This is a genomic window from Pseudoalteromonas sp. '520P1 No. 423', from assembly GCF_001269985.1.
Taxonomy (GTDB): domain Bacteria; phylum Pseudomonadota; class Gammaproteobacteria; order Enterobacterales; family Alteromonadaceae; genus Pseudoalteromonas.
Genome location: NZ_BBZB01000002.1, coordinates 463,203 through 487,701, shown reverse-complemented (window position 1 = coordinate 487,701; position 24,499 = coordinate 463,203). Strand labels below are relative to the sequence as shown.

The following is a 24,499-nucleotide window of genomic DNA, read 5'->3' as shown; positions in this document are numbered from 1 at the left end:
TTTTAATCCCAAGTTAATCTTAAAAAGGCATCGTAACTTGCTTCTGGTGCATTCAAATCTAATGGATCATCTACCACCTTTTTCCAATCTTCTAATTGCGTCATCATGGTTTTTATTTGTTGTTGGTACTGAGGTTGAGAGCTTAAATCATGCATTTCTAATGGATCAGCTTTCATATCAAACAATTGAGTACGTTTGATCATTGGATAGTAAATAAGCTTGAAGTCTTGGCTGCGAACCATGCGTTGAAAATGTCGATAAGCACCATAAATATTGTCGTAAGCCACATCTTTATTGCCATTAATTAAAGGCACGATACTTGGCGCATCTACACTTTTAGGAATATCTAATCCAGCAAGTTCTGCCGCGGTAGGAAATATACTATTTAAATAAAACATGCCCGTAGCAGTTTTACCTTTAGGGATATTAGGCCCTTTAACAATAAATGGCGCTCTGATGCTATGATCATATTGATTTTGTTTACCCATTAAGCCATGACGACCCATAGCTAAACCGTGATCTGAGGTAAAAATGATGAGGGTATTATCTGCCTGATCTGATTCTTCTAATTTTTGTAAAATACGCCCTATTTGTGCATCTGTATGCTCTATCATAGCGTAATATTTACTGATTTTATCTTGAATGCTTTTTTTAGAGCGTGGAAAACCTGCGAGTACTTCATCTCTCAGGTAATAGTCACCTTGATCAAAACTATGATAAGGCAAAAAGTTTTCTGGTAGTTTTATTTGCGCTTCTGGATAGCGGGCTAAATATTCATCCGGTGCATGTAGCGGATCATGTGGTGCTAAAAAACCCACATACATCATAAATGGTTTACTGTTATTGTCTCTGTCTGCTAAAAAGTCTACTGCAGCATCTGCAATCACTTCACTGGTATGTTTACCCCCTTTGTAATGTGTAAAAGCATCATCGCCTGTTTTAGTTGGATCATAATCTGTAAATTCCGCATCCCAGTGACCGCCCTTCTCATGGCGAGACATGCCGTTTTGGTGAATTGCTTTACCATGAGTAAAACTACGACGCCAAACTTCAGTTGATAAATGCCACTTTCCAGTTTGAAAAGTATCGTAGCCTGAGTTTTTAAATGTTTCACCAAATGTTTGATGTTTTGCAACAAAGGTAGGATCGTTTACGCCTCTGGCATCAAGACCAGTACGGTATAAATGCCTGCCAGTATTTATCATTTGTCTACTAGGTAAACACACAGCACCAGACCAAGCACCTTGATTAAATACATGACTAAAACGCATACCTTGATTTGCTAAAGAGTCGATACTAGGCGTATTTATATTGTTATTACCAAATGCAGAAACCGTATCTGGTGCCTGATCATCAGTTAATATAAATAGGATATTGAGTGGTTTTTCATCTGGAATATTGTTACTACATGCATTTATTTGTACACATGCAAAAACTAACAATATCAATTTAGTTATTGCTGTTAGTTTATGTATTTTAAAACGGAAGTTCTTAAAGCTCATTCATTACACCTAATGTTTAACAAACTGATATAGAAGATTAAGATTTCAATTGTTAATAAACTTAATATTGCACAGAAAAAGTGGGAGGTATGATGTGAAGCCACTTAATAATTGCGCAAATAAATGGGCAGCATAAGCCACCCATTATTATTAAGTTTTTTAGTTAGAAAGCGTATCTAACTGATAATCTGTAACTGCTCCCGTAATCAAAGATTGATGATACGCGCTCTTTTGAGATATCGCTTAAGTCACCTGTTACCTCTGATACAATACCATCGCGACCTTTAGGATTATTAACAACATCATAAAAAACATCATAGCTATCAGTTAAGTTCATCGCAGAGAAGCTTACTTTCATTTTGTCTGTTACATCGTAGCTTGCAGTGAAATCTAATGTGCCACGAGCATCGCGTACAATACTGCTATCTCTATTTACTGTTTTGCTTAAAGCTTCAGAGCGATATGCATACGCTAAACGTAAGCTGAGTTTGTCATTCTCCCAAAATACGGTTGTATTTGCTGAGTGTTTTGAAGTATTAACAAAAGGTAGGCCGTTAAATGGGTTTTCTATATTATCAGGGTCAATAATTGCTTCACTATCAGCGTAAGTATAATTAACTGATGAGCCTAAGTTGCTCAATAAACCTGGTAAGAATGAATAATATTGCTGATAAGTTAACTCTAAACCTTTTATTTCAGCACTACCGCCATTAACGGTTTGAGAAAAGTTAATATCTGCACATGGAGATGTTGCTGTTAACTTATCATCGCCATCATATATACTGCGATCTACAATACACGTATTGGTAAGCGGATTTTCAAACTCCTGATTACTGCTGGTATTATATGTAAAGCTCTTGAAGTCCTTTACAAAAACAGCACCAGATAGCAACGCCCCCTCTTCAAAGTACCACTCTAATGACATATCAAATTGATTCACTTCAAATGGGTCTAACTGAGTATTACCACCCGCACCAACTGGTACTTCTTCTAAGTTATTCGCTTTAATATCATAGTTTGGTCTTAAGCTATTGATTTCAGGACGTGCCATTACTTTTGCAGCTGATGCACGAAAGATTAAATCATCTTCAACAACCCAGTTTAACGTGACGCTTGGTAACCAGTTATCATACTCTTTTTCATCAGCTACAGCGTAATAAACCACTTCTTCACCATCAACTAAAAACGGCATGTTTTTCGCAAATTTAATACCTGAGCTACCCTTGCTATCTATTTCAGTTTTGGCATAACGAATACCAAAATTACCTGTGATATCACCATCTAAAAGTTCATAGTTAGCTTGAGCATAAGCACCATAAGTTTTTTCATTCACTTCCCAAGCTTTTAAAGGGTTTTGTACAAATAGGTCTTGGTCTAAGCCATTTGGAAATACATGAGCAACCGTTGAATCAATATCTGGGTAAATCCAATCGTTTGGCATACCAGAATGTGCGATCCCATCTAGGAACTTGCCACCTGTAATACTGCTAGACTCAGCACCTGGAATATCGCTGGCTAATATTTTATTTCTATTTTCAAATACGTCTGGACCAAAGAATGCTTCACCAGAACTCACTGATTTACTACGAGATGTATATTTAAAACCAAACTCAACAGAATCTATACCATTCGTTTCAATAGCACGGCTTGCATCAAAATATACGCTGTTCTTACTATCATCGACATCACGGTGATCTGATCTAAATTGTGTTAACTTCATAGTTGATGGGTCATTGCCATCATAAGTTGGCGCACAGAAGTTAAGGCCTGGTAAATAATCACCTTGAGGACCTTCGGCATATTCAATACCACACCAAGGGTTTTCTTCAGTTTCATTACCTAATTTTTTAGCATTATCCGGCATCCAATTCATACGATAACCATCAGTAAATTCTTGATCAGTACCAGAGTGGCCCACTCGACCTGAAATCACCCAATCTTCACCAATAAAATGTTCAAATTCTAAGCCTAGGACTAATGAATCTGTTGTATTTGTCCAACGGCCTGACTGGTTCAAGCCACCGATATGACCAGTTTTAGCTGCTACAACACTATTAGAAGTTTTGTCATCGCCTAACTTAACTGTGATTTCATATGGATTACGATGTAATGCGTGCATACGAGTATGTGATTGTAAATGTTTGATTTCTTGGCGAGAAAATGACGCATCAAAACGGATATCTGTTTGGTCACTAGGACGATATTGAAAAGTAAAAGTACCGCCTTGTTTTGTTTTATCATCTAAACCTAAACGGTTTAAGTAAAAATCTGGTGCAACTGCAAATGTATTACCAGGGATCACTTCACCTGTATCAGCATTAATGACCTTTTTAGCTGCATTGCCTGATTTATCATTACTACTAAATTTACGTACAGCTGTTCTAAAAGTATTGAATTCATCTTTACGGACACTTTGCTCATCATGAAAAACAGATGCAGCAAAACCCATAGTATCATCTAGATTATAAATACCTGTATAAGCAAACCTTGGTGTACTTTCTTCACTTAAGTCATTATGGCGGGCTTCAACTGTCACAACATTTACATTTTTAGCTGAAGATAAAGGTGCACGTGTTTGCAAATTAATTGATGCGCCTAGAGAACCTTCTTCTTGATTAGCTGAAGGAGATTTAATTACATCGATACGGCTTAGTACATCAGCTGAAAATAAACTTAAATCAACGGATTGATTATCAGTATTACTGGTCATTGATACGCCGTTAAGCTTAATATCATTTAACGCAGCTTGCACACCACGAACAGTAACAGTTTGCGTATCACCGCCATTACGATCTAAAGATACACCTGATACTCGAGAAAGCGCTTGAGCAATATTTTCATCTGATGATTTACCAATTTCTTCAGCAATAATCGAATCTGAAATCGTTTCAGCACCACGTTTTGTATTAAGTGCCGACGTCAAACTCGAACGGATCCCCGATACTTGAATTACCTCGATATCTTCAAGTGCCTTTTTATCTTTCTCGGCTGCTACAGCACTTGCACTTGCTGCAGCAGATAGAGCGATACATACATATGTTGCAATCTGGTTTTTTTTAAACTGTCGTGACATTACGTTCCCCTAGATGGATTTACACCCACACCTGTAATTTTTGATAAAAAACTAAACCTTATTTAAAAGGAATCACTCCCAAAATAACTCCAATTACAATTTAGAATTTATAACTAGCAGTAAATAGTTGTTTTTTATTGCACCAAAAACATCAAATGTTTATAAATGCGTTAAATTCCCTACCGCTTGTTAACAAATGTAAATTAATTAATGTGTATTGTAAAGAAAAAACACAAAATTAAAATGTAAAAAACAACAGTAAAAAAGTTCAAAATAACATTATTAAGCTTTAAAACAATAAGTTAGAACATGATAAAAACACCCTCCTAGTGTCTTTGATTTATAAAAAACACACTTGCGAGCATTTAAAATGATATAAAGGTATTAATTTACAAGGTTTTTAAAGAGGAAAATGAGAGCTAAAAAAGGAGTCTAGTTTTATTAAAAGATTAGAAGATACGAAGTTATCTTTGCTTACGCCACCAACGAGCTTTGAGCAATTAGTCTGCGTTTTACACCAACATATAAACTCAGATAAAAGCTCTTTAGCTAAACCTATTGTATAGACGTTAGCTTTGTAATATTTTAGTGAAATGGCTTATATCACTATCAGATAGGTTTATTTTATCGGCTGTAATTTTACTGACATTGATACTTTTAACATTGTTAAACAATAACAATCTATTCAGTTCTGTTTTTAGCTCTACAACAAACTCATCAGGTTTCTCTGTTTGTAAATGCAGATTAAGAATATTTAAAACCCCTGATTTTCTGTCCATTTTCACATCCATTTGACCTGAAAACGTCCGTCCCCATAGCAGTGGTAAACTAAAGTAGCCGATTTTTCTTTTATCCGAAGGTACATAACACTCTATTTGGTAATCATAATTAAACAACTGTTTAATTCTTTTTCTTTGAATAAGCAGGTTATCAAATGGAGAGAGTATTTTTACCGTGTTATCAGGTACTTTGTGTCTTAATAAATCATTAATACTTGGTAAGAAAAAGTAACTTTGACCATCAACACTAACTGTGATTAACAAACCAGCTTCAAGCATTTTCAAACACTGTGTTTTAACCGGTTTTTTAATCCCTTTAAGCAAATAGCTCATTTGTTCTGGCCTACCAATGGCATTGGCTGTCAAATAACGAATAATTAAATGTGCATAGTATTCCTCTTCACTCGGTATGCTCATATCAATATTTTCAGGTAAAAAGCGCTCTGTTAAGTCATACACTTTTTGAAAACCCTGTCTTTTTAGGACCTTAAGATCGCCCTGCATAAATAACTGCTCGAGCGCTTTTTTGGCTGGCTTCCAATCCCAGCAACCTGTTGTTGTTTTTCTTGTATCTTTAAAGTCTTTCGCTTGTAGTGGACCATCTACCTTGATCCGTTCTAACACTAACGCCATGGTTTTATTATCTTGCTTAAACCAATGTTGCTCGCCTTTGGTTATCGCATTTTTTCTTGGCAGACTATAACGATAATGATCCATAGGTAAATACGAAGCTGCATGAAACCAATATTCAAAAACATGCTGATTTTCTAATAATTGATCGATATGAGATGGATGATATTTTTTGCGCGATTCCAAATACTGTGATGATGAGCTAGTTCTACAACAGAGATAGAATCTATTTGAACATAATTAATAAACCTTAGGACTTGAAAACTGGCTTCAAGATCATTGCCACATTGATTCTTTGTATGAAAGCCTTGGCTGATCAAAATTGCTTTTTGTGCATCTTTTAAACTCAGTGCATTTGCCATTTATTAAAGTTCCATTATTTAGATTATAACGCCAAATTTATTTTTTATTTGAATAAAGTTCATATTTATCAGTAGCTAATTTTATATTAATTACAAAACCTAAAACTGTAATTATTTCCCTGGACCTGTGACAAAGCTGCTTCCATTCTTTATACTCATTGCTTTGAAATTCGCAAGTAAGATACAAAATGATACATCTAGGTAACCCTAGATACATCATTAATTTCGATACACTTTACAATATGTTTAATAATTTAAAATAACAAAAGAACATAAAATGAGACTTTTATCAAAACAGCTTATCGTTAGCTTATTATTTGGCTTAACAAGCTTTTACGCTTCCTCAGTATTATCAGGTGAGAACCAAGTCAATGAAGATGCTGAATTCACACAACCAATACAACTTAATGATATAGACCGTAGTGGTGGCTATTTAAAATTAGGGTTTGGATACAATATCGTAACTAACCCCTATAACGATGAAGAGAGTGGCATGTCATTATTTATCAACGCTCGTTATCAATGGGAAAGCCAAGTATTTGTTGAAGCAGCATTTTATAGAGTGCTCAATTCTGGAATAAATATCGGTTATAACTTCTATAATACCGAACGTTGGAATTTCGATTTAGTAACGAATATTGCCCATGGCAAAAATGAAACTGGCTTTATTGATCAAGGGAAAGTCTTTTATAAAAAAAGTGATATAACACGAATGGCAGCCTTGAGATCAACAGGCAGTTTTGACAAAACGACAGTTCAATTTGTTGTTGCTCCCTACTCTTTCAATGATGAATATGACAATGCGTTATACGCCTCTGTATGGATAGACCAGTCTTTTCAAGTTAAAAATTGGGAGTTATATACTGCATTTGGTTTAGAGTATCGCTCTGAAGATATGCTTGATTATTATTATGGCATTGAAGCGGATCGCGCTACTAATAATTTTAAAGCCTATCACCCAAGTTCAGGTATAGATACCACAACTGAACTTGGAGCAAGCTACCCTATCAATAATAAATGGCTATTTGAAACTTATTACAGATATACCCGTTTGGCTGACAGTATAACCGATAGCCCAATAATGCAATTCGCAAGTACCCTTGAAAGTCGTTCTAAAAACATGACTGAATTTGGCATCCTTGTAAGTTATGTTTTTTAGCTAGAGATCTGATGACTAAAATTATGAAAATAAAAAAAATAAACAATAAAAATATCATAACCAGTTTAATCGCTATGGTTATACTTTTTTCAACCAAACTATATGCAGAACCAAACGAAGCAATATTGACCCTTGAAGTAGACCCTGAACAATGTGTTTCTATTGTTCAAGGTGATGACTGCTATGTTGATGTCAAAATTTCATGGCTATCAAAAAAATCCCATGATTACTGTTTATTCACATCTCAGCAATCTAAGCCATTACAATGTTGGAATAATCTAGCTCAAGGACAATTAACTAAAGAGTTTGTTTCCAATGAAAATATTACTTTTTATTTAAAACGCAATCCAAGTAAGAAGATAGTGGCAGAAGAAGTATTAGAAATGGCTTGGGTTTATAAAAATAATGGTAGATCTCATGCATCATGGAGAATGTTTTAAATGGCAGTAGATCAAATGCTATACATGCCTAATATTTTAGTTGTTGAAGATGATGTAGAGCTATGTGAATGGATGTGCGAATACTTAAGTGCAAAAGGCTATCAGGTAACATCGACTGGTAGAGGTGATGAAGCTGTTACTTTAATCAACAAAATAAATCCTGATTTAGTAGTTTTAGATGGTATGTTACCTGGTTTAGATGGTTTTGATGTTTGTAAAGCTGTCAGGCCAAACTTTAAAAATACCATTATCATGGTTACTGCCCGAGATGAAGAGATTGATGAAGTATTAGGTTTAGAAATGGGCGCTGATGAGTATTTAACAAAACCAGTCAGAGCAAGAGCCTTATTAACAAGAATTAAAAAGCATCTAGATCGCCAACAAGAACATGCTACTCATATTGAACAAGCCGCTATAGAGAAAAATACGGATAGATTAAAGTTTAATAATCTCATAATTGATCGACAAGCAATGACCGTATCTCTTGATGGTGAACAAGTTAAAATTTCAACCAATGAATTTGACGTTTTATGGCTGCTAGCACAGCAAGCCGGTACACCAGTTTCAAGAAGTGAGCTTGTAAGCCAATTAAGAGGTTTTGACTATGATGGTTTTGATCGCTCTATCGATCTGAGAATATCGCGATTACGCAAAAAACTAAGAGACGATTCATCAGAGCCATTTAGAATAAAAACAATTTGGGGTAAAGGTTACCTCTTTGCTAAAGATGCTTGGTGATCTTGGACTTAACTAAATAATGCGCGCACTTACAATATCATTATTAGCAGTTATTCTAACTGCAACAGTTGGCTTAGGTTGGCTATTTGATCGTGTCTACGAGCAATACTCAACCGATGAGCAGCATCAAGGTATTAATGCTATTAGCGTATTAGAAAAAATGGGCGCTGATCTTGCGCTAACACTTGATAAATTACCTGACCGACAAAAGTTTATTCAGTTATGGTCAAGTAAAAATCAATATAAATTGAGCTTAATGTCTTTAGTTAAATTTCCGTTACCCAAGCAATTAATTGAACAACTAAAATTAGGTGAACCACTTCTATTAGAAACAAAAACGCATGTCGCTTTTCATTATTATTTAGCTTCAAGTGATGAATTATTGATTGTTAAGTCCCCCCGTATTAACGTTGTAAAAACAGATGACACTCAAAACTACATATTCACCGTATTGTTTTATATCGCCCTATTATTACTCTTTTTATTGTGGGTACTGCCGCTAATAGTGCGTTTGCTTACTCTGAGAAAAACAGCAAAATCATTTGGTGAAGGCAAATTAAACCAAAGACTAAAAATCAGTCCGCTTTCATATATTCGTGACATTGAAATTGAGTTTAATCATATGGCGCAACGTATCGAAAACTTAATTGGTGATGTAAAGCTATTAAGTAATGCGGTATCGCATGATCTGCGCACACCTTTGGCCAGAATACGTTTTGGTATAGATACCTTACAAGAAGAAGATGATCCTGTTTTACGCCGACGTTTCGAAGATAAAATAAGTAACAATGTTGATGAAATGACCTCTTTAGTCGAAACCTTGCTTAGTTATGCACGTTTAGATCAGTCTATGTTAGAAATAAAAAAAGACGAAATATTATTAACGGAGCTAATCGCTAATTGTATCAAGACTAAAAAATCTGATATTGTGGATTTTACTTTTAACGATTTATCAAACGACATGAAACTCATTGGTGATCGTTCATATGTATCTATGTTAATAAACAATTTACTACAAAACGCAGTAATTTACGGAAATGGTCAAATACAGGTAACGTTAAATCGTAATCAAAATAATGCACTGATCATAATTGAAGATAATGGTTTAGGTATTGCTAAAGAACAAAGAGAAAACATACTCAAACCATTTGTTCGCGGTGATGCTAAAAACACCACCATCAAAGGCCATGGCATTGGTTTAGCTATTGTTAAACGCATTATAGATTGGCATCAAGGAAGTATTGAAATAGATGATTCAATCGAATTATCTGGTGCTAAATTTACCATAACTTTGCCTACAGAGCGCTGATAATTAACGAGAGAAGGACGCTTAAGCCGCGCCCACATTTAAAACCAGATTATACCTTTGTAGGCGAGACTTCAGTCTTGCGCCTTCAAAATACAACACGCATAACTAAAGCCGAGCTTACATTTAAAACCAGATAATCTCTCTGTAGGCGAGACTTCAGTCTTGCGCCTTCAAAATACAATCGCACGGCTAAAGCCAAGCCCACATAGCTTAATGTAAACCGGATACACTTTGGTACATGTTGAGAATGTTTGGTACGTCTTTTTGTTTAATTACCTTTTATAGTTTTTTTTATCAAATACATATCAAGTACAAAACAACTAAGAGTGAACAAAATGATGATAACAAATACAATCAAATCAGCTTTATTCGGTGCTACAGTTTCAGTTTTCTTAACAGCGTGTGGTGGCTCAGATTCAACTACAGAAGTGCAAGAACAAGCTAAAGTGGTCACGCCTGAACCTGTTGCCTTCGATTACCAGAGTTTAATTGATAATAAAATTTCTTCAGCTGTGCCTGGTATTATTTTATTAGTAAACACACCTGACAGAGAGTTTATTGGCAGTGCGGGCGTGTCTGATATTGAAAATCAAACGCCAATGCAAACATCCGATACATTTCATATCGCAAGTACAGGTAAAGTTTTTATCGGCCTACTGGCTGCACAATTACACCAAGATGGTTTACTTAATTTAGATGATACTTTAGATACTTGGTTACCCAGTGATTTATTAACTAAAATTCAATACAGTGATAAAATCACATTACGTCAATTACTTAATCACAGCAGTGGCATTTATAATTATGGTGATACAGACAAATGGAAAGAAGATGCACTTGCGAATCCAGAGCAAGAAAAAGGTAACGCAGAATTAGTTGAGTACGCATTAAATAAGCCCGCTGAGTTTGAACCAGGCACAGGGTGGCATTATTCAAATACAAATTATAATTTAGCAGGCATGATTTTAGATACTGTTTTAGGGAGCCAAAATGCCTATGAAATGCGAGACAGAATATTAAGCCCTTTATCTCTTGAAGATACTTTTTCGGTTGGTGTTGAAAACAATATGATCGAACTCATTCCAGGGTATGAAACCATAAATGGACAACACTTTAATACCAAAGATCTCAATTTAAAATATACATCCGCGGCAGCTCCAATCGCGTCTTCAGTTTCTGATGTAGCGCACTTTACGCGAAGCATGTTTAAAGATCCTAATTTTATTAATGACGATATTCGAGATTTAATGTGGGGAACTGACAGCTTAGTTAAAGATAAAAATAATGAAAATTATGGTCTAGGTATGTCCCAACTTAAACACAATGGTGCAAACGTATATTTTCATAGTGGTGGCAACCCAGGGTATTCATCTGAAAACTTCTACTTTGAAGCTCAAGACATCAGCATTGTATTATTTTTAAACTGTGGTGGTAGTGATGAATGCTTAACTTCATTTAAAACAATCCGAGATAAAGTGATAGAACAAGTGACTAAAAGTTAACAATACAAATAACAATCCTGATGACTTAGTATTAAAAAACCCTAACAAACAGAGTTTACTAGGGTTTTAAAGTTCTTACGATTTAATTAAATTACAGATTTTTTAACCAAATATCGGTTTGCTGCGACACACTCTTCTTACGGTGTTTTTTACCGCTACCTTCTGGTTTTGCCATAGGTTTACCAGCATCTAAATACTTGTCAGGAATAACTTCTGCTACTTCAAAACCTTCAGCTTCTTCACGCTCAAGTCTAATTTTATTTTTCTTTTCAATGATTTTAAAGTGATGATAATCTTCATGATCGATAAGCGATAATGCTAAACCTACTTCACCTGCACGGCCACTACGACCAATACGGTGCATATAATCCGATGGACTTCTTGGTAAGTCGAAGTTAATCACAACAGGTAGCTTTTCGATATCTAATCCACGTGCAGCGATATCAGTTGCGATTAAGACTTCAATTTCACCTGCTTTAAAGGCATCTAATACACGATTACGCGCGCCTTGGCCTTTATCACCATGAAATACTTCAGCGGTAATGCCACGTTTTGATAATTTATCAGCTAAGTGATTACAGCTCTTTTTAGCATTTACAAAAATAAGCACTTGTCGCCATTGATGTTGCTTTATCATTTGTGCCAATAAAGCTGTTTTTTGGCCTTTATTAACGGTAAAAACACGCTGAACTAAGGTACTTGTATCTGCACTTTGTACTTGTATTTCAATTGGATCATTAAGTAGCTCTTGCGTTAGTGCTTGTACTTGCTCAGGGAAAGTTGCAGAGAATAACAAAGTCTGTTTTTTCTGAGGCATTAACGCTAAAAGTTGTGCTAACTCTTCAGTGAAACCAAGACTTAGCATACGATCGGCTTCATCAAGTATTAAAGTCTCTACGCGGTCTAACTTAATTGCATTGCTTGAAATTAAATCAAGTAATCGACCTGGAGTTGCCACTAAAATATCAGTGCCACCACGCAGTGCAAGCATTTGAATATTTATTGATACACCACCAAAAACAGCAACAGTTTTAACTGCACCATTTAAATGTGTCGCATAAGATTTTATGCTATCAGCAACTTGCTTAGCAAGTTCACGAGTTGGCACTAAAATCAAACCTGAAACAAAGTTACCTTTGTCGCTTGATTTCTTTTCTTGCTCAAAAATTTGCTGTAATAAAGGCAGTGCAAAAGTCGCTGTTTTACCAGAACCAGTATTGGCACCTGCAATTAAATCACGTCCAGCTAATACACTTGGGATCGCTTGTGCTTGAATGGGCGTTGGCTTTTGGTATTCCATTTCTGTTAAACGTGCTAACAAAGGTGAAATAAGGCCTAATTCTGTAAAGTTTGCTGGCGTTGTGACGGTACTCATTAATATAAAGGGCTCAAAGCTAAAATAACAATCTGTATTTTAGCTTACTTATGGCTATTTCTGTTAGTAAAATTGCTAAAACTACTGTAATGATCTTGACCCTATTTCAGTTTTTGGATTATTAATACAAATTTATAGATCATTACAAGCTTATAACCCTGAACAATTCCAGCCTGCGCTACAGCTAAATCATTTTCAATTGTGCCTCACAGAGCGCTATCCTTAGTAACCGCTTTACTTTATAAGATATCCGCAATTTTATTATTTAAATGCTCCAACTTTATTTCTATAAAAACAGACTCTCAGACTCATGTATACATTTTGAAACAAATAAATGCATACAATATACTTTTATATAAGAATATCCGTATACAAACAATAGATCAACTCATGCTTAATAGGGATTATCCAATGAACAAAAAACTCAGTTTACTATTTACCGCCATGTTTCTTGGCGCATGTGCACAAGATCGTTCACCTTTAGTTGAAAAAACAAACCCAGTTGTTAGCAATCAAACTTTATCAGTTGTGCAAGCCATACCTAAACCATCCCAAATGATTGCAGATGTGAGTACCAATGCACGTGTATCTACCATAAAACATATTGATGTGGCTTATGTTCAACAATCCAGAGTACTCTCAATACTTAAAAATTTATCATCAAGAAGTCATGAGACAACAAACGGATAGTCGTGCAGAATCTCTTAAAATCATACAGAGCATAGTGCCTGACTGGGAAAAACTTGAAACACAGTTTACAACTTGGGTTGCAAATATTGATGAAACGCATGAAGTTGCCAGCGGCGGTCAATGGGAAATGGATGGCAATATGTATTACAAAAGAAAGTCCAGTTATGACTACGCGCCACAGCGTTTAGGTTTTAATATGACACCTGCGCAAACACCTGTTTATAAGCCATTTAAAACAGACTTCCCAATGCCAGATAAGAGCGAGCTTTTATTAGACATACAACGTGGCGTTGATGAACCCACTTTAGGTTACGAACTGCAATACCAAAAAGACACATTACAGCAAGGTATTATCGGTATGTCTTTTGGTACTCAATCAACCCCAGAAAACATCGAATCTAAAAAACATTATCGTAGCTGGAAAGACGGCAATACCGATTTAGATCAACAATTACGTATCGAAGTACAAGAAGCCAAAACTTTAATTATTCATAGTCGTAATTTTGGCGCTAGCGCAAAAGAAATCGCTTTACCTGCAAACATGATTAGCAGTTTGAAAAAGCAAATTGAGCCTAAACTCGGTGTATCTGTTCAATTTAAGAAAACATCTCTTGTTGTTTCCCTAAAAACAGCTAACGCTGATACATTTGAAATTGTTGAGCCAATCACAGAACAACAACATAGTGATTTAATAAACCGCTCTTTTGGTTTGGTTTCAAGTGATAATCAACATGGCATTACGCCGCATATGGATGATGGCCGTGATTTAAATCCAAATATGCCAAATTACAACCAAACCACAGCAGCTAATGCCTGGGGATTTAAAGGCGATAAATTAGCTAATCGTTTTGCACGCGCTAGCTTTAAAGCAGGCAAAACCTGGCGAAAAGTTAAATGTACAGATCCCTGCTGATTTACTATCAAAAGGTAAAACTGTGACTGCAGATTTGAACTACAACTGGCAAGGCACGCAATTAAAGCAACAAGTAAGCCAAAAAACCAAGCAATATCGTGGATTTGAATTACCACAAATTAATGCAGAATTTAAAAATGAAGCATTAGAAATAACCGCTTTATTAAATGGACCATTTGCAGGTGAAACCAACGGCATAATTACCTTTGATTTATACCATAGCTTTAAAAAGCAAACATTCCAACAAAAGGTCGATATCAAACCTTATGAAGAGCAAAAACTCACACATAACTTCAAAATATCTGAAAAAGACTTAGATCACGATGCCTGATTTGAATTAACTGTTGTTGCCGATTCAGACGCAGAGCCACTGACGTTACGTAAACGATTACCTTATATTCCTAATAAGTTTAATCGTTAAATTAACCAGTTCAAAATAATAGCGTCAATCCTAAGTCTTATAAGCATTGACGCTAGTTGGTAAAGCCCAATTTAGGAGGCATAAAATATCACAAACCCTGCCGGAGTGGCTAAACCAATAAGTACAAGACAGCCTCTATGTTTAAAAGCACTATATTTACCTTTAACCATGAAAAGTGCTGAAATTGATAAAAAGATTAACATGAGCGCATAAAAATCAGAAAAGTATACCCAAGCTTTTTTTGCTTCATTTAAATGTAAAAAATTTAAGCTTCTTAGTAGAACCCTAGGTTTTATTTGTTCAACAATAACTGTTTCTAGATTTTTATTGATTGTAATTGAGCCATTTTCATAAAATAACTTATATATATTAGAATCTTGCCAGAACCTAGCTTTGATACCTATTGAGATTTTTAGCTCATTTAAGAGCCAAGATTCAAATTTTTTAGATTCAATATCTTTACTAACGAGTGAAATATTATAGCTTTTTTGAGTGACTGAATAATTAGAGTTCCAATCATTGATATGATTTAAGGCGATCCCAGAAATTGCAAAAACTAAAGTCATTCCAATACAAAAATAACCAATATCTCGATGTAACGCTCTATTTAACTTAAACCAATTAATACGAGGTTTTTTAATCAACAATCGTTACACCTATTGGAGAGAATCGATAAACGGTCATCGCTTGAGTTATTGTAGAAGGATCAAATTCAGTTTGGTTTTCTTTTGCTTTGTGAGCTAAATAATCACGAGTTTTCGCTAAATTTAATTTCATACTATTAAGTGTTCCGGTAGCAAAAGCTGTTTTTCCCATTGCACTCATAGGGAAAACCATTTTTCCATCAGGAACTTTTATCGTTAAAGTCTGATATTTTTTATCTGACGCGAGCTCCATCCAACATCCCCGCTTTTTGCAAACTTTAACTATTGAACCTGTTATCGTGGCCACCTCATTTTTGTATTTTTCTGGTGAGTTCAGCATGTCAGAAATATTTATTTGCTTTGACATATCAGCACCACCACCAAATTGAGTCGACTTGGCTAAGCAATCGTAGCTAAAGGTTAAAATCATCAAAAACATGATTGTTTTAAAAACTAAAAATTTCAATTTAATACTCCTAATTTTAAATTTATTATCATTAATAACAGTACATTAAGACCTTATAACAAAATAAAATAACTTATTGCCAAATGATTTTAGTTCATTTACTCTACCGCCGCAACACACAAATGATAATGGTTATCATTTACGTTAAATAAAGGTTAATCAAATGAAAATGAAACAATCCGCTCTTTTTATAGCTATGTGTTCGGCTATTTATGGCACTCCTCTTGCTGCTGAGGAGGAGGCTAAAACTGACAGGAAAGAATTGGAGCATATTGAAGTTTTTGGTCATAAGATTAGTTTATTAAATCAAGATGTCGCTTCTTCAATCTCTGTAATCAATGAAAAAGAAATCGCTCGAAAACAGCAATCCGAACTCATTAATATCTTAAAAGACTTGCCTGGTGTCGATATTAACGGAAGCGTAACCCCATTATCAGGGCAACCTGTGATAAGAGGATTGTACGGAGAAAGAATTCATATTTCGGTTGATAATGTAAAACGAAAAACAGAGTCTGATGGTACAAGTAATATTGCCAGCATTAATAGTTTAGGTGTAGATCCTGCTCAGTTAAAACAAGTTCAAGTATTACGGGGTGCAGATTCACTTACTGTAGGCTCTGGTGCAATTGGTGGTAGCATTCGTTTAGTGACAAAAGATGCTAGTGATTACTTATTTGGTGAAAATGGTTTTGGCGCGCTTGCATCTAGTATATATCAATCGGCATCTGACTCAACTAAGTTTGGAGTTTCACTATTTAGCTTAACAGATCAATTAGATACCGTAATTCATGCAAGCAAAATCACATTTTCAGATATTGATGTCGTTGCTAAAAATAAAAGTGACTTTGTAACACCAGACGATATAGAACCTGTTGCATTATTAGATAAAATTAAAAATAGCTCTGAGAGAATAAACTTAACACTTAAAAACACTTGGCATTTTTCACCTATGCATAGTTTGCAAAGTAAATTAGATTGGAGTGATACCCAATCTATTGACCAACCCTACGGACAACGCCAATCTCACGCAATTAATTACCCAACCTTAGCTGAAGATTATCAAAATGACTATATTGAAGCTATGGCCAATTATACTTATCAACCAGATAGTGCTTTGATAGACCTTGATGTTCAACTTGTTTACTCAAAGAAAAACTATCAAGAAGAAACCAAAGGTTACATAGAGCGTCGTGGTAATCAAATCAGTTTTGACAAAATAAGTGAGGGGGCGACTAAAAGAACTGGAATAAGAATTGCCAATTTAACTGAACTTGAAAGCTTTATAAACCACCGTTTAGCCACTGAATTTAATTATGAAAGCGAAAGCTTTACACAGTCAGAGTATACCGATGACAATATCAACACCTATTATGGTGATAGTGATGCCAAAAGCTTATCTTTTTCAATAATTGATCAAGCTGAATTTTTTGATGGTCATTTATTATCTACTGCAGGAATTCGTTATGATACTTATAAGCGTAGTAGTAATAAGTTTGTAGATTATAGTAATAATGATGATGGTTCACTTTCTAAAGAACTCGGGTTAACAATTAAAACCACTGACTTTTTAAATTTTTATTTAAAATATGCTGAAGCATTTAGAGCACCTTCGGTGCAAGAGCTTTATAAAAAAGATGAATGGCGTTGTCATATAGGCGGGAAAATTTGCTATTCAGAACCTCAGCCTAATTTAAAACCTGAGACATCTAAAAACTATGAAATTGGATTTGGATTATCTTGGCAAGATACGCTCTTTTCAGATTACTTAAGCTTTAAAGCGATTTATTTCGACAATGAGATCGATAATTACATCAATAACGTACCTTTTATGTATTACATTAATGATGATGGCGATAAGATACAAGGTTCTCCAGGCCCTCAACCTGAAAATGGAATACCTGTAGCAACACATAGAGATTACAGCGCTAAAAATATCGGATTATTAATTAATAAAGGAGTTGAATTAGAGCTTAATTACCAACTAGGTAAATTTGATGCTTATCTTGGATACTCATCAATGAATATGGATGTTGAAGGTATGCCTAACTTTTTCTTAGGTAGTATAGATTATCAAAAGCAGCCTTATGCTGATGCCCCTGCAGACAAATTATCAATCAACTTAAATTATCAGCTACTTGAGAGTCTTAATATTGGTGGTCAGATATTAGCTTATGCAAAGCAAGATAGATTACCGGAACAATATTTAAATGCGGGCTATGGTACTGACTCTTACGAATTATTTAATTTAAATGTAAGTTATTCTCCAAATGGCAAGTTATCTGGTTTAGGTTTCGTTATTGGAATAGATAATATAACTAATGAAAGATACCTTAGAGCACCAGCCAGTGAAGCCAATGATCCTGGTGAGTTAGGTCGTAACTTTAAAGCAACTTTAAGCTATCAGTTTTAATATATAATGATCAACCCACTTGTTAATCTATTTACCGTTTTATAAAAACAGCTAATAAAGTGGGTTTATAAATAATAAGCTAGCAAAATCAAATAACCGACTTAATGTCATGCATGATTAGCATTAAGTCTGTTATTTTATAAAATATTTAAGAATCATTGAGGTATCAATCAATGCACTGCTAATACATACCTATTTCACAAATAAATTAGCACAACACATAACGGGTTAACATTTGTATAAACTTCACGCACTGAGATCTATTAATATAAATTAAATCGCTTAGAAAAACATAACATTAAATACAGAGGCCTAAAAAAGTTTACTGCATGCTTTGTAATTTATATGCGACAGTTATATCGAAGATATATATTCGTATCCAATTGATTTTATGGTTTTTATTCTTTATCAACAAAACCTGCGCTACAACATATCAAGCCGTGCGATGATTCTGATGTAATGAAGTTATTTATGGAAAAATTTAAAAGTTAACAATCAACTTTAACTTATTTGCTGTTCAGTATTTATTTCCAATTATACTGAAAAGTCACTAAGTATAATGACTGTAATAGGCTCAAAGTCACCATTAATGAATAAAAAACAAAGGTCTGCTTCTTTCAAAGGCGGTCATTAAGTGAAGTAACCGCCTTGCCCACACTCCTTAAGTGATCAGGCTTCCACCTTAAAATCTATACGTTATTAATCAACAGTCTCGTATTTGGATCAAATTTTACTCTCTGCTTATAACCTTAGAAATAGTGATTGAAGTTCTGATGCTGCTTAATAATATTTACAAAAATCATTTCAAAAAGTATTATTTTAGACTATTATTGATTTACAGTTCAATTATGGACTTTATTTAACTTAAACTTTAGGCTCAGTTTAAGTTGAAGAAGGCGGATAAAATGAAAACATCACAAGATAAAAATACTGAAAAGGCTGAAAAGGCTGAAATTAAAAAAGCAACTACAGCGGGTTTGAAAGCTTCATTGAATATTTTAGATAAATGGGGGGCTAGTACTGACCAAGCGATTAATATTCTACAGCTAGGTAGGGCTACCTATTTCAATGTAAAAAAAGACCCTACTAGGGCAAACCTCAATAATGACCAAATAGAGCGTTTATCGTATCTATTAAATATGCATCAAGCGTTAAGGCTTGTGTTTGATAACCCTGAGAATGTTTATGGCTTTATGGGTTTTGAAAATAATAATGAATTTTTTAACGGTAAAAAACCGTTAGATGTAATTGCAACTGGTAGCTTTGGTTCTTTATATGAAACATTCAAGAGAATTGACGCTATGAGAGGTGCACAATGGTAGTGGAGTAATGACGATAGTGTTAATTGGTTATAGGTTAATAAACTCAAAGTATCCAACAATAGACATGTTTGATGATGTAGCAGATTCGGATGAATTTGAAGATCTATTTTTACTACAGTCATTAACAAACCCAAGATTGAAAGCTGAAATAGGGGATCTTGGGCTAGTTAATCAAAATGATATTCCATTTGGTATTACTGGATGTTCATACGCTACAGCTCCTTTTACTCATATCAATCCAGATGGTTCTAGGTTTTCTTATGGGGATGCTGGTGTACTATATGTTGCTGATAGCATGGAAACAGCATTGGCTGAAGTCACTCACCATCAACAAAACTATTTTAGTAAAGTTTCTGGGTTGCATTATGATCGTATCGTCCTTAGAGGGCTTAAAGTTAAGTTTAATGTGGGAAAAATTCACGACTTAACGAATTTAGATATAACAGATCCCGTATATGATAAACAAAACTATACGGATGCTAGACAGTTAGGTAACAAACTCAGAAATGCAGGCATAGAAACAATCAAATACAACAGTGTTAGAAATGAAGGTGCGATTTGCTGGGCGATGCTTACACCAAAAAATGTACAAGAAATAATTCAAAGCACACACTTCGCACTTATTTGGAATGGTGAGCAGATCACAAGTGCTGAAAGTGTCTCATTAGTTTAAATCGAGATCCAACCTAAAGGACATTTACGACTGTCAGATTTGATTAACAAAATAAAACCTGATCGTCGTATATGTCGCAAGAGCACCCTTTATAATAAACAACACGAATTTGTAATCCAAAAGACCTTTTTATAAATCAGATTTATCTTGATAGGGTTATAAAGTTACAACATCTATAGCAATTTAAAGCCTCTAGCTAATTTAGTAAAAATAGAACCAACAAATAAATGAAAATAATTATCATTTAAGTATTGACACAGCAATAGATCTAACTGATAATCATTCTCAACGAAACGCAGTACCTAACCTCAGACCACAAGGACGAAATATTGGCAGGAAGCCAGGCTTATTTAGATAAAAGAAAGAACCCTGTAAGACGTTAAACAGAACGTTAAACTGTAAGATCATTGATAGCTTAGTAACTATCGCCCCTTGATACTGGCTATCGATGATCAACCCTATTACTTGCTACATTGCTCATATCGGTGACGGTTGATATGAATTCTCAAAAAAGCCCTTTTGGGCTTTTTTTTTGCCTGAAATAAATATAAACCATTATTGAAAAGTGCTAATAGTCCTTCAAAATATTAAAATTTATTACTTTCTTAGCAGTGTGAAATTATATACATTTAAGCTATAACTGATGTATTAAAGCACGAAAACGATATTTAACATCTTATTTTATAAGGGATTTAAAATTAAAATAAAATTTACAGCTATTTTCATTTGTTGGTTAATGAGTATTTCCACTAAAGCCCAAATAACCTCAAGATTAAATATTATGCTCAATACTTCCGGATCTATGTCTAGATACAATAGCGCAATTGCCTACAGTATATTAAGCATCAAAAAACATAGCTCAGCCCACTCTACTTTGACTGAAAACATTTATTGAAACTCAAAACGATGATTATATAAAACTTGGTTTAGCAACTAACGGTAAAGTCTGGAGTACTAGAGATTTACTTAATAAGCAGAATAATTCTATTCAAAGCAGGCGCTTCGAAAGCCTAACTTAGCAGATAACGACCAAGACAAAAACATAATAAAAATTTTCTATGAAAAAGAAAATGAGCTCCTTATCCATGAATGGTTAGAATATAATACAGAAGATCATGATGATATTATTCTTACAATTCTTCAAAAAATATATGATATATTTTTAATTTACCCTGTTGAAAAAGTAATTGTGAAAGCTGATATGACTATTGGAGTGTTTTCTCCTAGCATTAAAGAATATATCAAGGATGTGCATTTTCCTCGACTTATTGCAGATACGAACCTTCGATTTGTCGCAACTATAAAATCAAAAGATCATATGAAAGCGTTAGGTCCATTATTGTGGCAAGATCAATTTAATGATCAGGCCGAAGTTATTTTACATGATGTGGGTAGTGAAGAAGAGGCTCGTAATTGGTTGAGCACTATTTCTAAAAAGCTAACATGATGAAATTACTGCCTAGTTATATTAATTAAGCCGCAACAAACAAATGAAAATAATTATCATTTATAGATTGACTTAGAATCAATTCTAATTGATAATCATTATCAACGAAACACAGTACCTAACCTCAGACCCAAGGACGACATATTGGCAGGAAGCCAGGCTTATTTTAGATAAAAAAGAACCCTGTAAGACGTTAAACAGAACGTAAAACTGTAAGATCATTGATAGGTTAGTAACTATCGCCCTTTGATACTAAGCTGTCGATGATCAACCCTTATTACTTGCTACATTGCTCATATCGGTGACGGTTGATATGAATTTTCAAAAAAGCCCTTTCGGGCTTTTTTTATGTCTAAAATAAATACAAAAAACATCTAAAGTTTAATAATCACTAACGTGACAAAATTGTAGTGGTACAGTAATTCTGGCCACCTAGTTAGAAGTTATATCATTCATCTCAGTAGTTTTTTAGTTTTGCCTTTAGGCTGACTAAGTTGATAACTGTGCTGATGACTGCGTTTATCAAAGCACGGTTAGACAATAAGGATTCGGTCATTTTATTCGCTGAATTAGATAAACAATCTGTTGGGTTTGTGCAACTGTACCCTGCATTTTCGTCCACTGCGATGCAAAAAATGTGGATCTTAAATGACTTGTTTGTATCACCTGATTTTCGTCAATTAAAAGTGGGGAAATCACTCATGAATGCGGCAACAGCATATGCTATCGATACACATGCCCATTCATTAAAACTGTGTACATCAGTTGATAATCATCAAGCACAAACACTTTATAAACAATTGGGCTATAACAAAATTACAACATTTGATCATTACACTTTAATGCTTTAAAGACATTAAAAATAGTAAATAGAAAATTTTGAAGTTCATCACATATAAGTGGCGAATATCACCAATAATACATATAGGTGATATATGCCTCGCTATAAATGAGTGTTTTTTAATTTACAATATTATTTATAGGCTTGGTTAATTGCCTTTATTTGCTTTTTGGCCCAACGATTACTTGGGTCTAGATCAAGTACTTTTTCATAATTAACCAATGCATTTTTGTATTGTTTTATCACAAAATAGGTTTCACCTAGGCTATCAAATGTATTTGTAACATCAGGGTTTAAAATTGTATTTAAGGTAAATACAGCTAATGCTCCTTCATAATTTTTTTGGTTTATGAGCTCGTATCCCCAGTGATTTATTTCACCTACATTAAAAAAAACGCCAAACTGTGCTTCTATCTTAGATGTTATTTGCACTATATTTTCAAAAGCGTTATTAGCCGCTTCCGCTTTAAGCACTTCAAAAGGCACTTGCCAGCCATTTTCTTTTTTCATGTCAGGAATATAGATACTTGCTATCTCATCAACAAATTGTATCGGCAAAGCCCCTAATAAATTAGTCAGTATAATAATAGATAAATCATCATCAGGATAAATCATAAGTGTATTAGCGTTTGCTCCACTGGCACTGACACCTCTATGTGCTTTTCTATTTTCCACTTGCCAACCAATAGCGTAACCATTTTCAAATGAACTGAAACCCGCAGTACGACCGTTATTCAATACAATTGGATCCCATAAATCATTTAAACTTGATTCATTTAATATCGCACCACTTTGTAATGCTATCGTATATTTAGCAAGTTCATTAGCATTGGCACTCATACCTGCGGCAGCTCTCATTAATGGTGCAAATTCAGCAAACTCATTACGTAATTTCCCATTTTGTCTAAATCTATATTGGTTTGCTTGATTAGTTATGACATCTTCTAAATACGCAAAGCCAGCTTGCTTAGTTAATGGCATACCAATTTTTACAAGTTGATGCTCAATAATGAAATCGGTAAAGCTTTGATTTGCTAATTTATTAATCAGCTTGCCTAAAATAACATAACCGGTTTGATTATATTGAAACTGAGAATTGGATCTAAATTTAAATGGTTTTGTTTGTACTTTTTGCCAAGCAGCATCAGGATCATTACTAGCAATTAAATCAACATGTCTCCCACTTAAAATATTTGGCAAACCAGATGTATGGGCAAATAACTGTTTAATTTTAATATGATGCCATGATGAAGGTAATTCAGGTAAATGCTTTCCAATTTCATCATCTAGCGTCAATTTATTTAGTTCTACAAGTTGCATAACAGCAACCCCTACAAATAACTTTGTCATTGAATTAATTGGGAATACTGTTTCTTCTGTTACTTTAACTGAATGCTGTATATTCGATTGACCATAGGCTTGAGACTTAATTATTTTCCCATTTTTCACTATCGCTAATTGAAGCCCGGGAATACTTCGTTCAATCATTATTTTTTTGATTAAATCATCAGTTTCATCAGCGTAACCAACTGTTGCCATGAGGTTATTTGTAAACATAAAGATGACTGCACTAAATATTTTTAATTTTCTAAGTTTCATTATCTCTCTCTTGATTATTGCGCCTGATAAATACCACAATCAGAAACTAATTTTAATTCATTGTTTTTATTTAATAAAGTTAAAAATAAAATCATATCTACAAATCAATTAAATTAACCCATCTAAATACAAGAAAAAGGAAATACTTGAGAATATAAAAAATGGAAAGGCTTTAAATTAATGTACTATATCTGGTCTTTATTC

21 protein-coding genes are annotated in these 24,499 nt (G+C 34.3%); 13 read left to right on the top strand and 8 right to left on the bottom strand.

Translation table 11 applies throughout. From position 1 onward, the window contains the following. Window positions 1-2: 2 nt before the first annotated feature. The 4 genes from PSA_RS20795 to PSA_RS20780 all read right to left on the bottom strand — a co-directional run bounded on the left by PSA_RS20795 (window position 3) and on the right by PSA_RS20780 (window position 6,346). Window positions 3-1,502 carry a sulfatase-like hydrolase/transferase gene (locus PSA_RS20795; RefSeq protein WP_042143676.1) on the bottom strand — a complete coding sequence of 500 codons (1,500 nt, stop codon included), beginning with the start codon at window positions 1,500-1,502 and terminating at the stop codon, window positions 3-5. Between the two features lie 163 nt (window positions 1,503-1,665). Continuing rightward, window positions 1,666-4,575, bottom strand: coding sequence for a TonB-dependent receptor (locus PSA_RS20790; protein ID WP_042143679.1), 2,910 nt, complete (start codon window positions 4,573-4,575; stop codon window positions 1,666-1,668). 569 nt (window positions 4,576-5,144) lie between these two features. Next, complete coding sequence (locus PSA_RS20785; protein WP_082305852.1) at window positions 5,145-6,170, bottom strand: winged helix-turn-helix domain-containing protein; 1,026 nt, start codon at window positions 6,168-6,170, stop codon at window positions 5,145-5,147. Further along, window positions 6,122-6,346 carry a hypothetical protein gene (locus PSA_RS20780; protein ID WP_052379873.1) on the bottom strand — a complete coding sequence of 75 codons (225 nt, stop codon included), beginning with the start codon at window positions 6,344-6,346 and terminating at the stop codon, window positions 6,122-6,124. Before PSA_RS20780 ends, PSA_RS20785 begins: the two co-directional genes overlap by 49 nt. 277 nt (window positions 6,347-6,623) lie before the next feature. Between PSA_RS20780 and PSA_RS20775 the strand changes: the two genes are divergently transcribed. The 5 genes from PSA_RS20775 (at window position 6,624) to PSA_RS20755 (ending at window position 11,494) form a co-directional block, all read left to right on the top strand. After that, window positions 6,624-7,505 carry a MipA/OmpV family protein gene (locus PSA_RS20775; protein WP_042143680.1) on the top strand — a complete coding sequence of 294 codons (882 nt, stop codon included), beginning with the start codon at window positions 6,624-6,626 and terminating at the stop codon, window positions 7,503-7,505. Window positions 7,506-7,528: 23 nt separating this feature from the next. Beyond that, a complete protein-coding gene (locus PSA_RS25480) occupies window positions 7,529-7,945 on the top strand; it encodes a DUF3019 domain-containing protein (protein ID WP_197276862.1) in 417 nt (138 codons plus the stop codon). Beyond that, complete coding sequence (locus tag PSA_RS20765; RefSeq protein ID WP_231665460.1) at window positions 7,946-8,683, top strand: response regulator; 738 nt, start codon at window positions 7,946-7,948, stop codon at window positions 8,681-8,683. 19 nt (window positions 8,684-8,702) lie between these two features. Next, window positions 8,703-9,992 carry an ATP-binding protein gene (locus PSA_RS20760; protein WP_042143683.1) on the top strand — a complete coding sequence of 430 codons (1,290 nt, stop codon included), beginning with the start codon at window positions 8,703-8,705 and terminating at the stop codon, window positions 9,990-9,992. Between the two features lie 335 nt (window positions 9,993-10,327). After that, window positions 10,328-11,494 carry a serine hydrolase gene (locus tag PSA_RS20755; RefSeq protein ID WP_042143685.1) on the top strand — a complete coding sequence of 389 codons (1,167 nt, stop codon included), beginning with the start codon at window positions 10,328-10,330 and terminating at the stop codon, window positions 11,492-11,494. Window positions 11,495-11,585: 91 nt separating this feature from the next. On the opposite strand, the gene PSA_RS20750 is transcribed toward PSA_RS20755, so the two are convergent. Continuing rightward, the gene (locus tag PSA_RS20750; protein ID WP_042143687.1) at window positions 11,586-12,869 is read right to left on the bottom strand and encodes a DEAD/DEAH box helicase; all 1,284 of its coding nucleotides are present in this window, start codon (window positions 12,867-12,869) and stop codon (window positions 11,586-11,588) included. Window positions 12,870-13,280: 411 nt separating this feature from the next. On the opposite strand from PSA_RS20750, the gene PSA_RS20745 reads away from it, so the two are divergent. Genes PSA_RS20745 through PSA_RS20735 form a run of 3 tightly spaced genes read left to right on the top strand, consistent with a single transcriptional unit; the run spans window position 13,281 to window position 14,803 of the window. Next, window positions 13,281-13,559: a hypothetical protein gene (locus PSA_RS20745; protein WP_042143689.1), complete on the top strand. Its 279-nt coding sequence runs from the start codon at window positions 13,281-13,283 to the stop codon at window positions 13,557-13,559. Then, window positions 13,540-14,472 carry a hypothetical protein gene (locus PSA_RS20740; RefSeq protein ID WP_042143691.1) on the top strand — a complete coding sequence of 311 codons (933 nt, stop codon included), beginning with the start codon at window positions 13,540-13,542 and terminating at the stop codon, window positions 14,470-14,472. The genes PSA_RS20745 and PSA_RS20740 overlap by 20 nt, the downstream gene beginning before the upstream one ends. After that, complete coding sequence (locus tag PSA_RS20735; protein WP_157575808.1) at window positions 14,408-14,803, top strand: hypothetical protein; 396 nt, start codon at window positions 14,408-14,410, stop codon at window positions 14,801-14,803. Before PSA_RS20740 ends, PSA_RS20735 begins: the two co-directional genes overlap by 65 nt. A 161-nt stretch (window positions 14,804-14,964) precedes the next feature. On the opposite strand, the gene PSA_RS20730 is transcribed toward PSA_RS20735, so the two are convergent. Both PSA_RS20730 and PSA_RS20725 read right to left on the bottom strand, forming a co-directional pair. Beyond that, window positions 14,965-15,540, bottom strand: coding sequence for a PepSY-associated TM helix domain-containing protein (locus tag PSA_RS20730; RefSeq protein WP_042143695.1), 576 nt, complete (start codon window positions 15,538-15,540; stop codon window positions 14,965-14,967). Next, on the bottom strand, window positions 15,530-16,003 hold the full coding sequence (locus tag PSA_RS20725) for a DUF4920 domain-containing protein (protein ID WP_082305851.1): 474 nt from the start codon (window positions 16,001-16,003) through the stop codon (window positions 15,530-15,532). Before PSA_RS20725 ends, PSA_RS20730 begins: the two co-directional genes overlap by 11 nt. Before the next feature lie 163 nt (window positions 16,004-16,166). Here PSA_RS20725 and PSA_RS20720 point away from each other — a divergent pair, with 163 nt between their 5' ends. The 5 genes from PSA_RS20720 (at window position 16,167) to PSA_RS20700 (ending at window position 22,706) form a co-directional block, all read left to right on the top strand. Next, window positions 16,167-18,413 (top strand): TonB-dependent receptor domain-containing protein, encoded by a 2,247-nt coding sequence (locus PSA_RS20720; RefSeq protein WP_231665458.1) that lies wholly within the window; start codon window positions 16,167-16,169, stop codon window positions 18,411-18,413. Window positions 18,414-19,318: 905 nt separating this feature from the next. Further along, window positions 19,319-19,735, top strand: coding sequence for an MbcA/ParS/Xre antitoxin family protein (locus PSA_RS20715; protein WP_231665456.1), 417 nt, complete (start codon window positions 19,319-19,321; stop codon window positions 19,733-19,735). A 7-nt stretch (window positions 19,736-19,742) separates the two neighbouring features. Next, window positions 19,743-20,408: an RES family NAD+ phosphorylase gene (locus PSA_RS20710; protein WP_042143697.1), complete on the top strand. Its 666-nt coding sequence runs from the start codon at window positions 19,743-19,745 to the stop codon at window positions 20,406-20,408. 1,189 nt (window positions 20,409-21,597) lie between these two features. Next, on the top strand, window positions 21,598-21,855 hold the full coding sequence (locus PSA_RS20705; RefSeq protein WP_042143698.1) for a hypothetical protein: 258 nt from the start codon (window positions 21,598-21,600) through the stop codon (window positions 21,853-21,855). A gap of 509 nt (window positions 21,856-22,364) precedes the next feature. After that, window positions 22,365-22,706: an N-acetyltransferase gene (locus PSA_RS20700; RefSeq protein WP_052379875.1), complete on the top strand. Its 342-nt coding sequence runs from the start codon at window positions 22,365-22,367 to the stop codon at window positions 22,704-22,706. A 122-nt stretch (window positions 22,707-22,828) separates the two neighbouring features. Here PSA_RS20700 and PSA_RS20695 read toward each other — a convergent pair whose 3' ends face one another. Continuing rightward, window positions 22,829-24,295 carry a serine hydrolase gene (locus PSA_RS20695; protein WP_042143701.1) on the bottom strand — a complete coding sequence of 489 codons (1,467 nt, stop codon included), beginning with the start codon at window positions 24,293-24,295 and terminating at the stop codon, window positions 22,829-22,831. Window positions 24,296-24,499 lie beyond the last annotated feature (204 nt).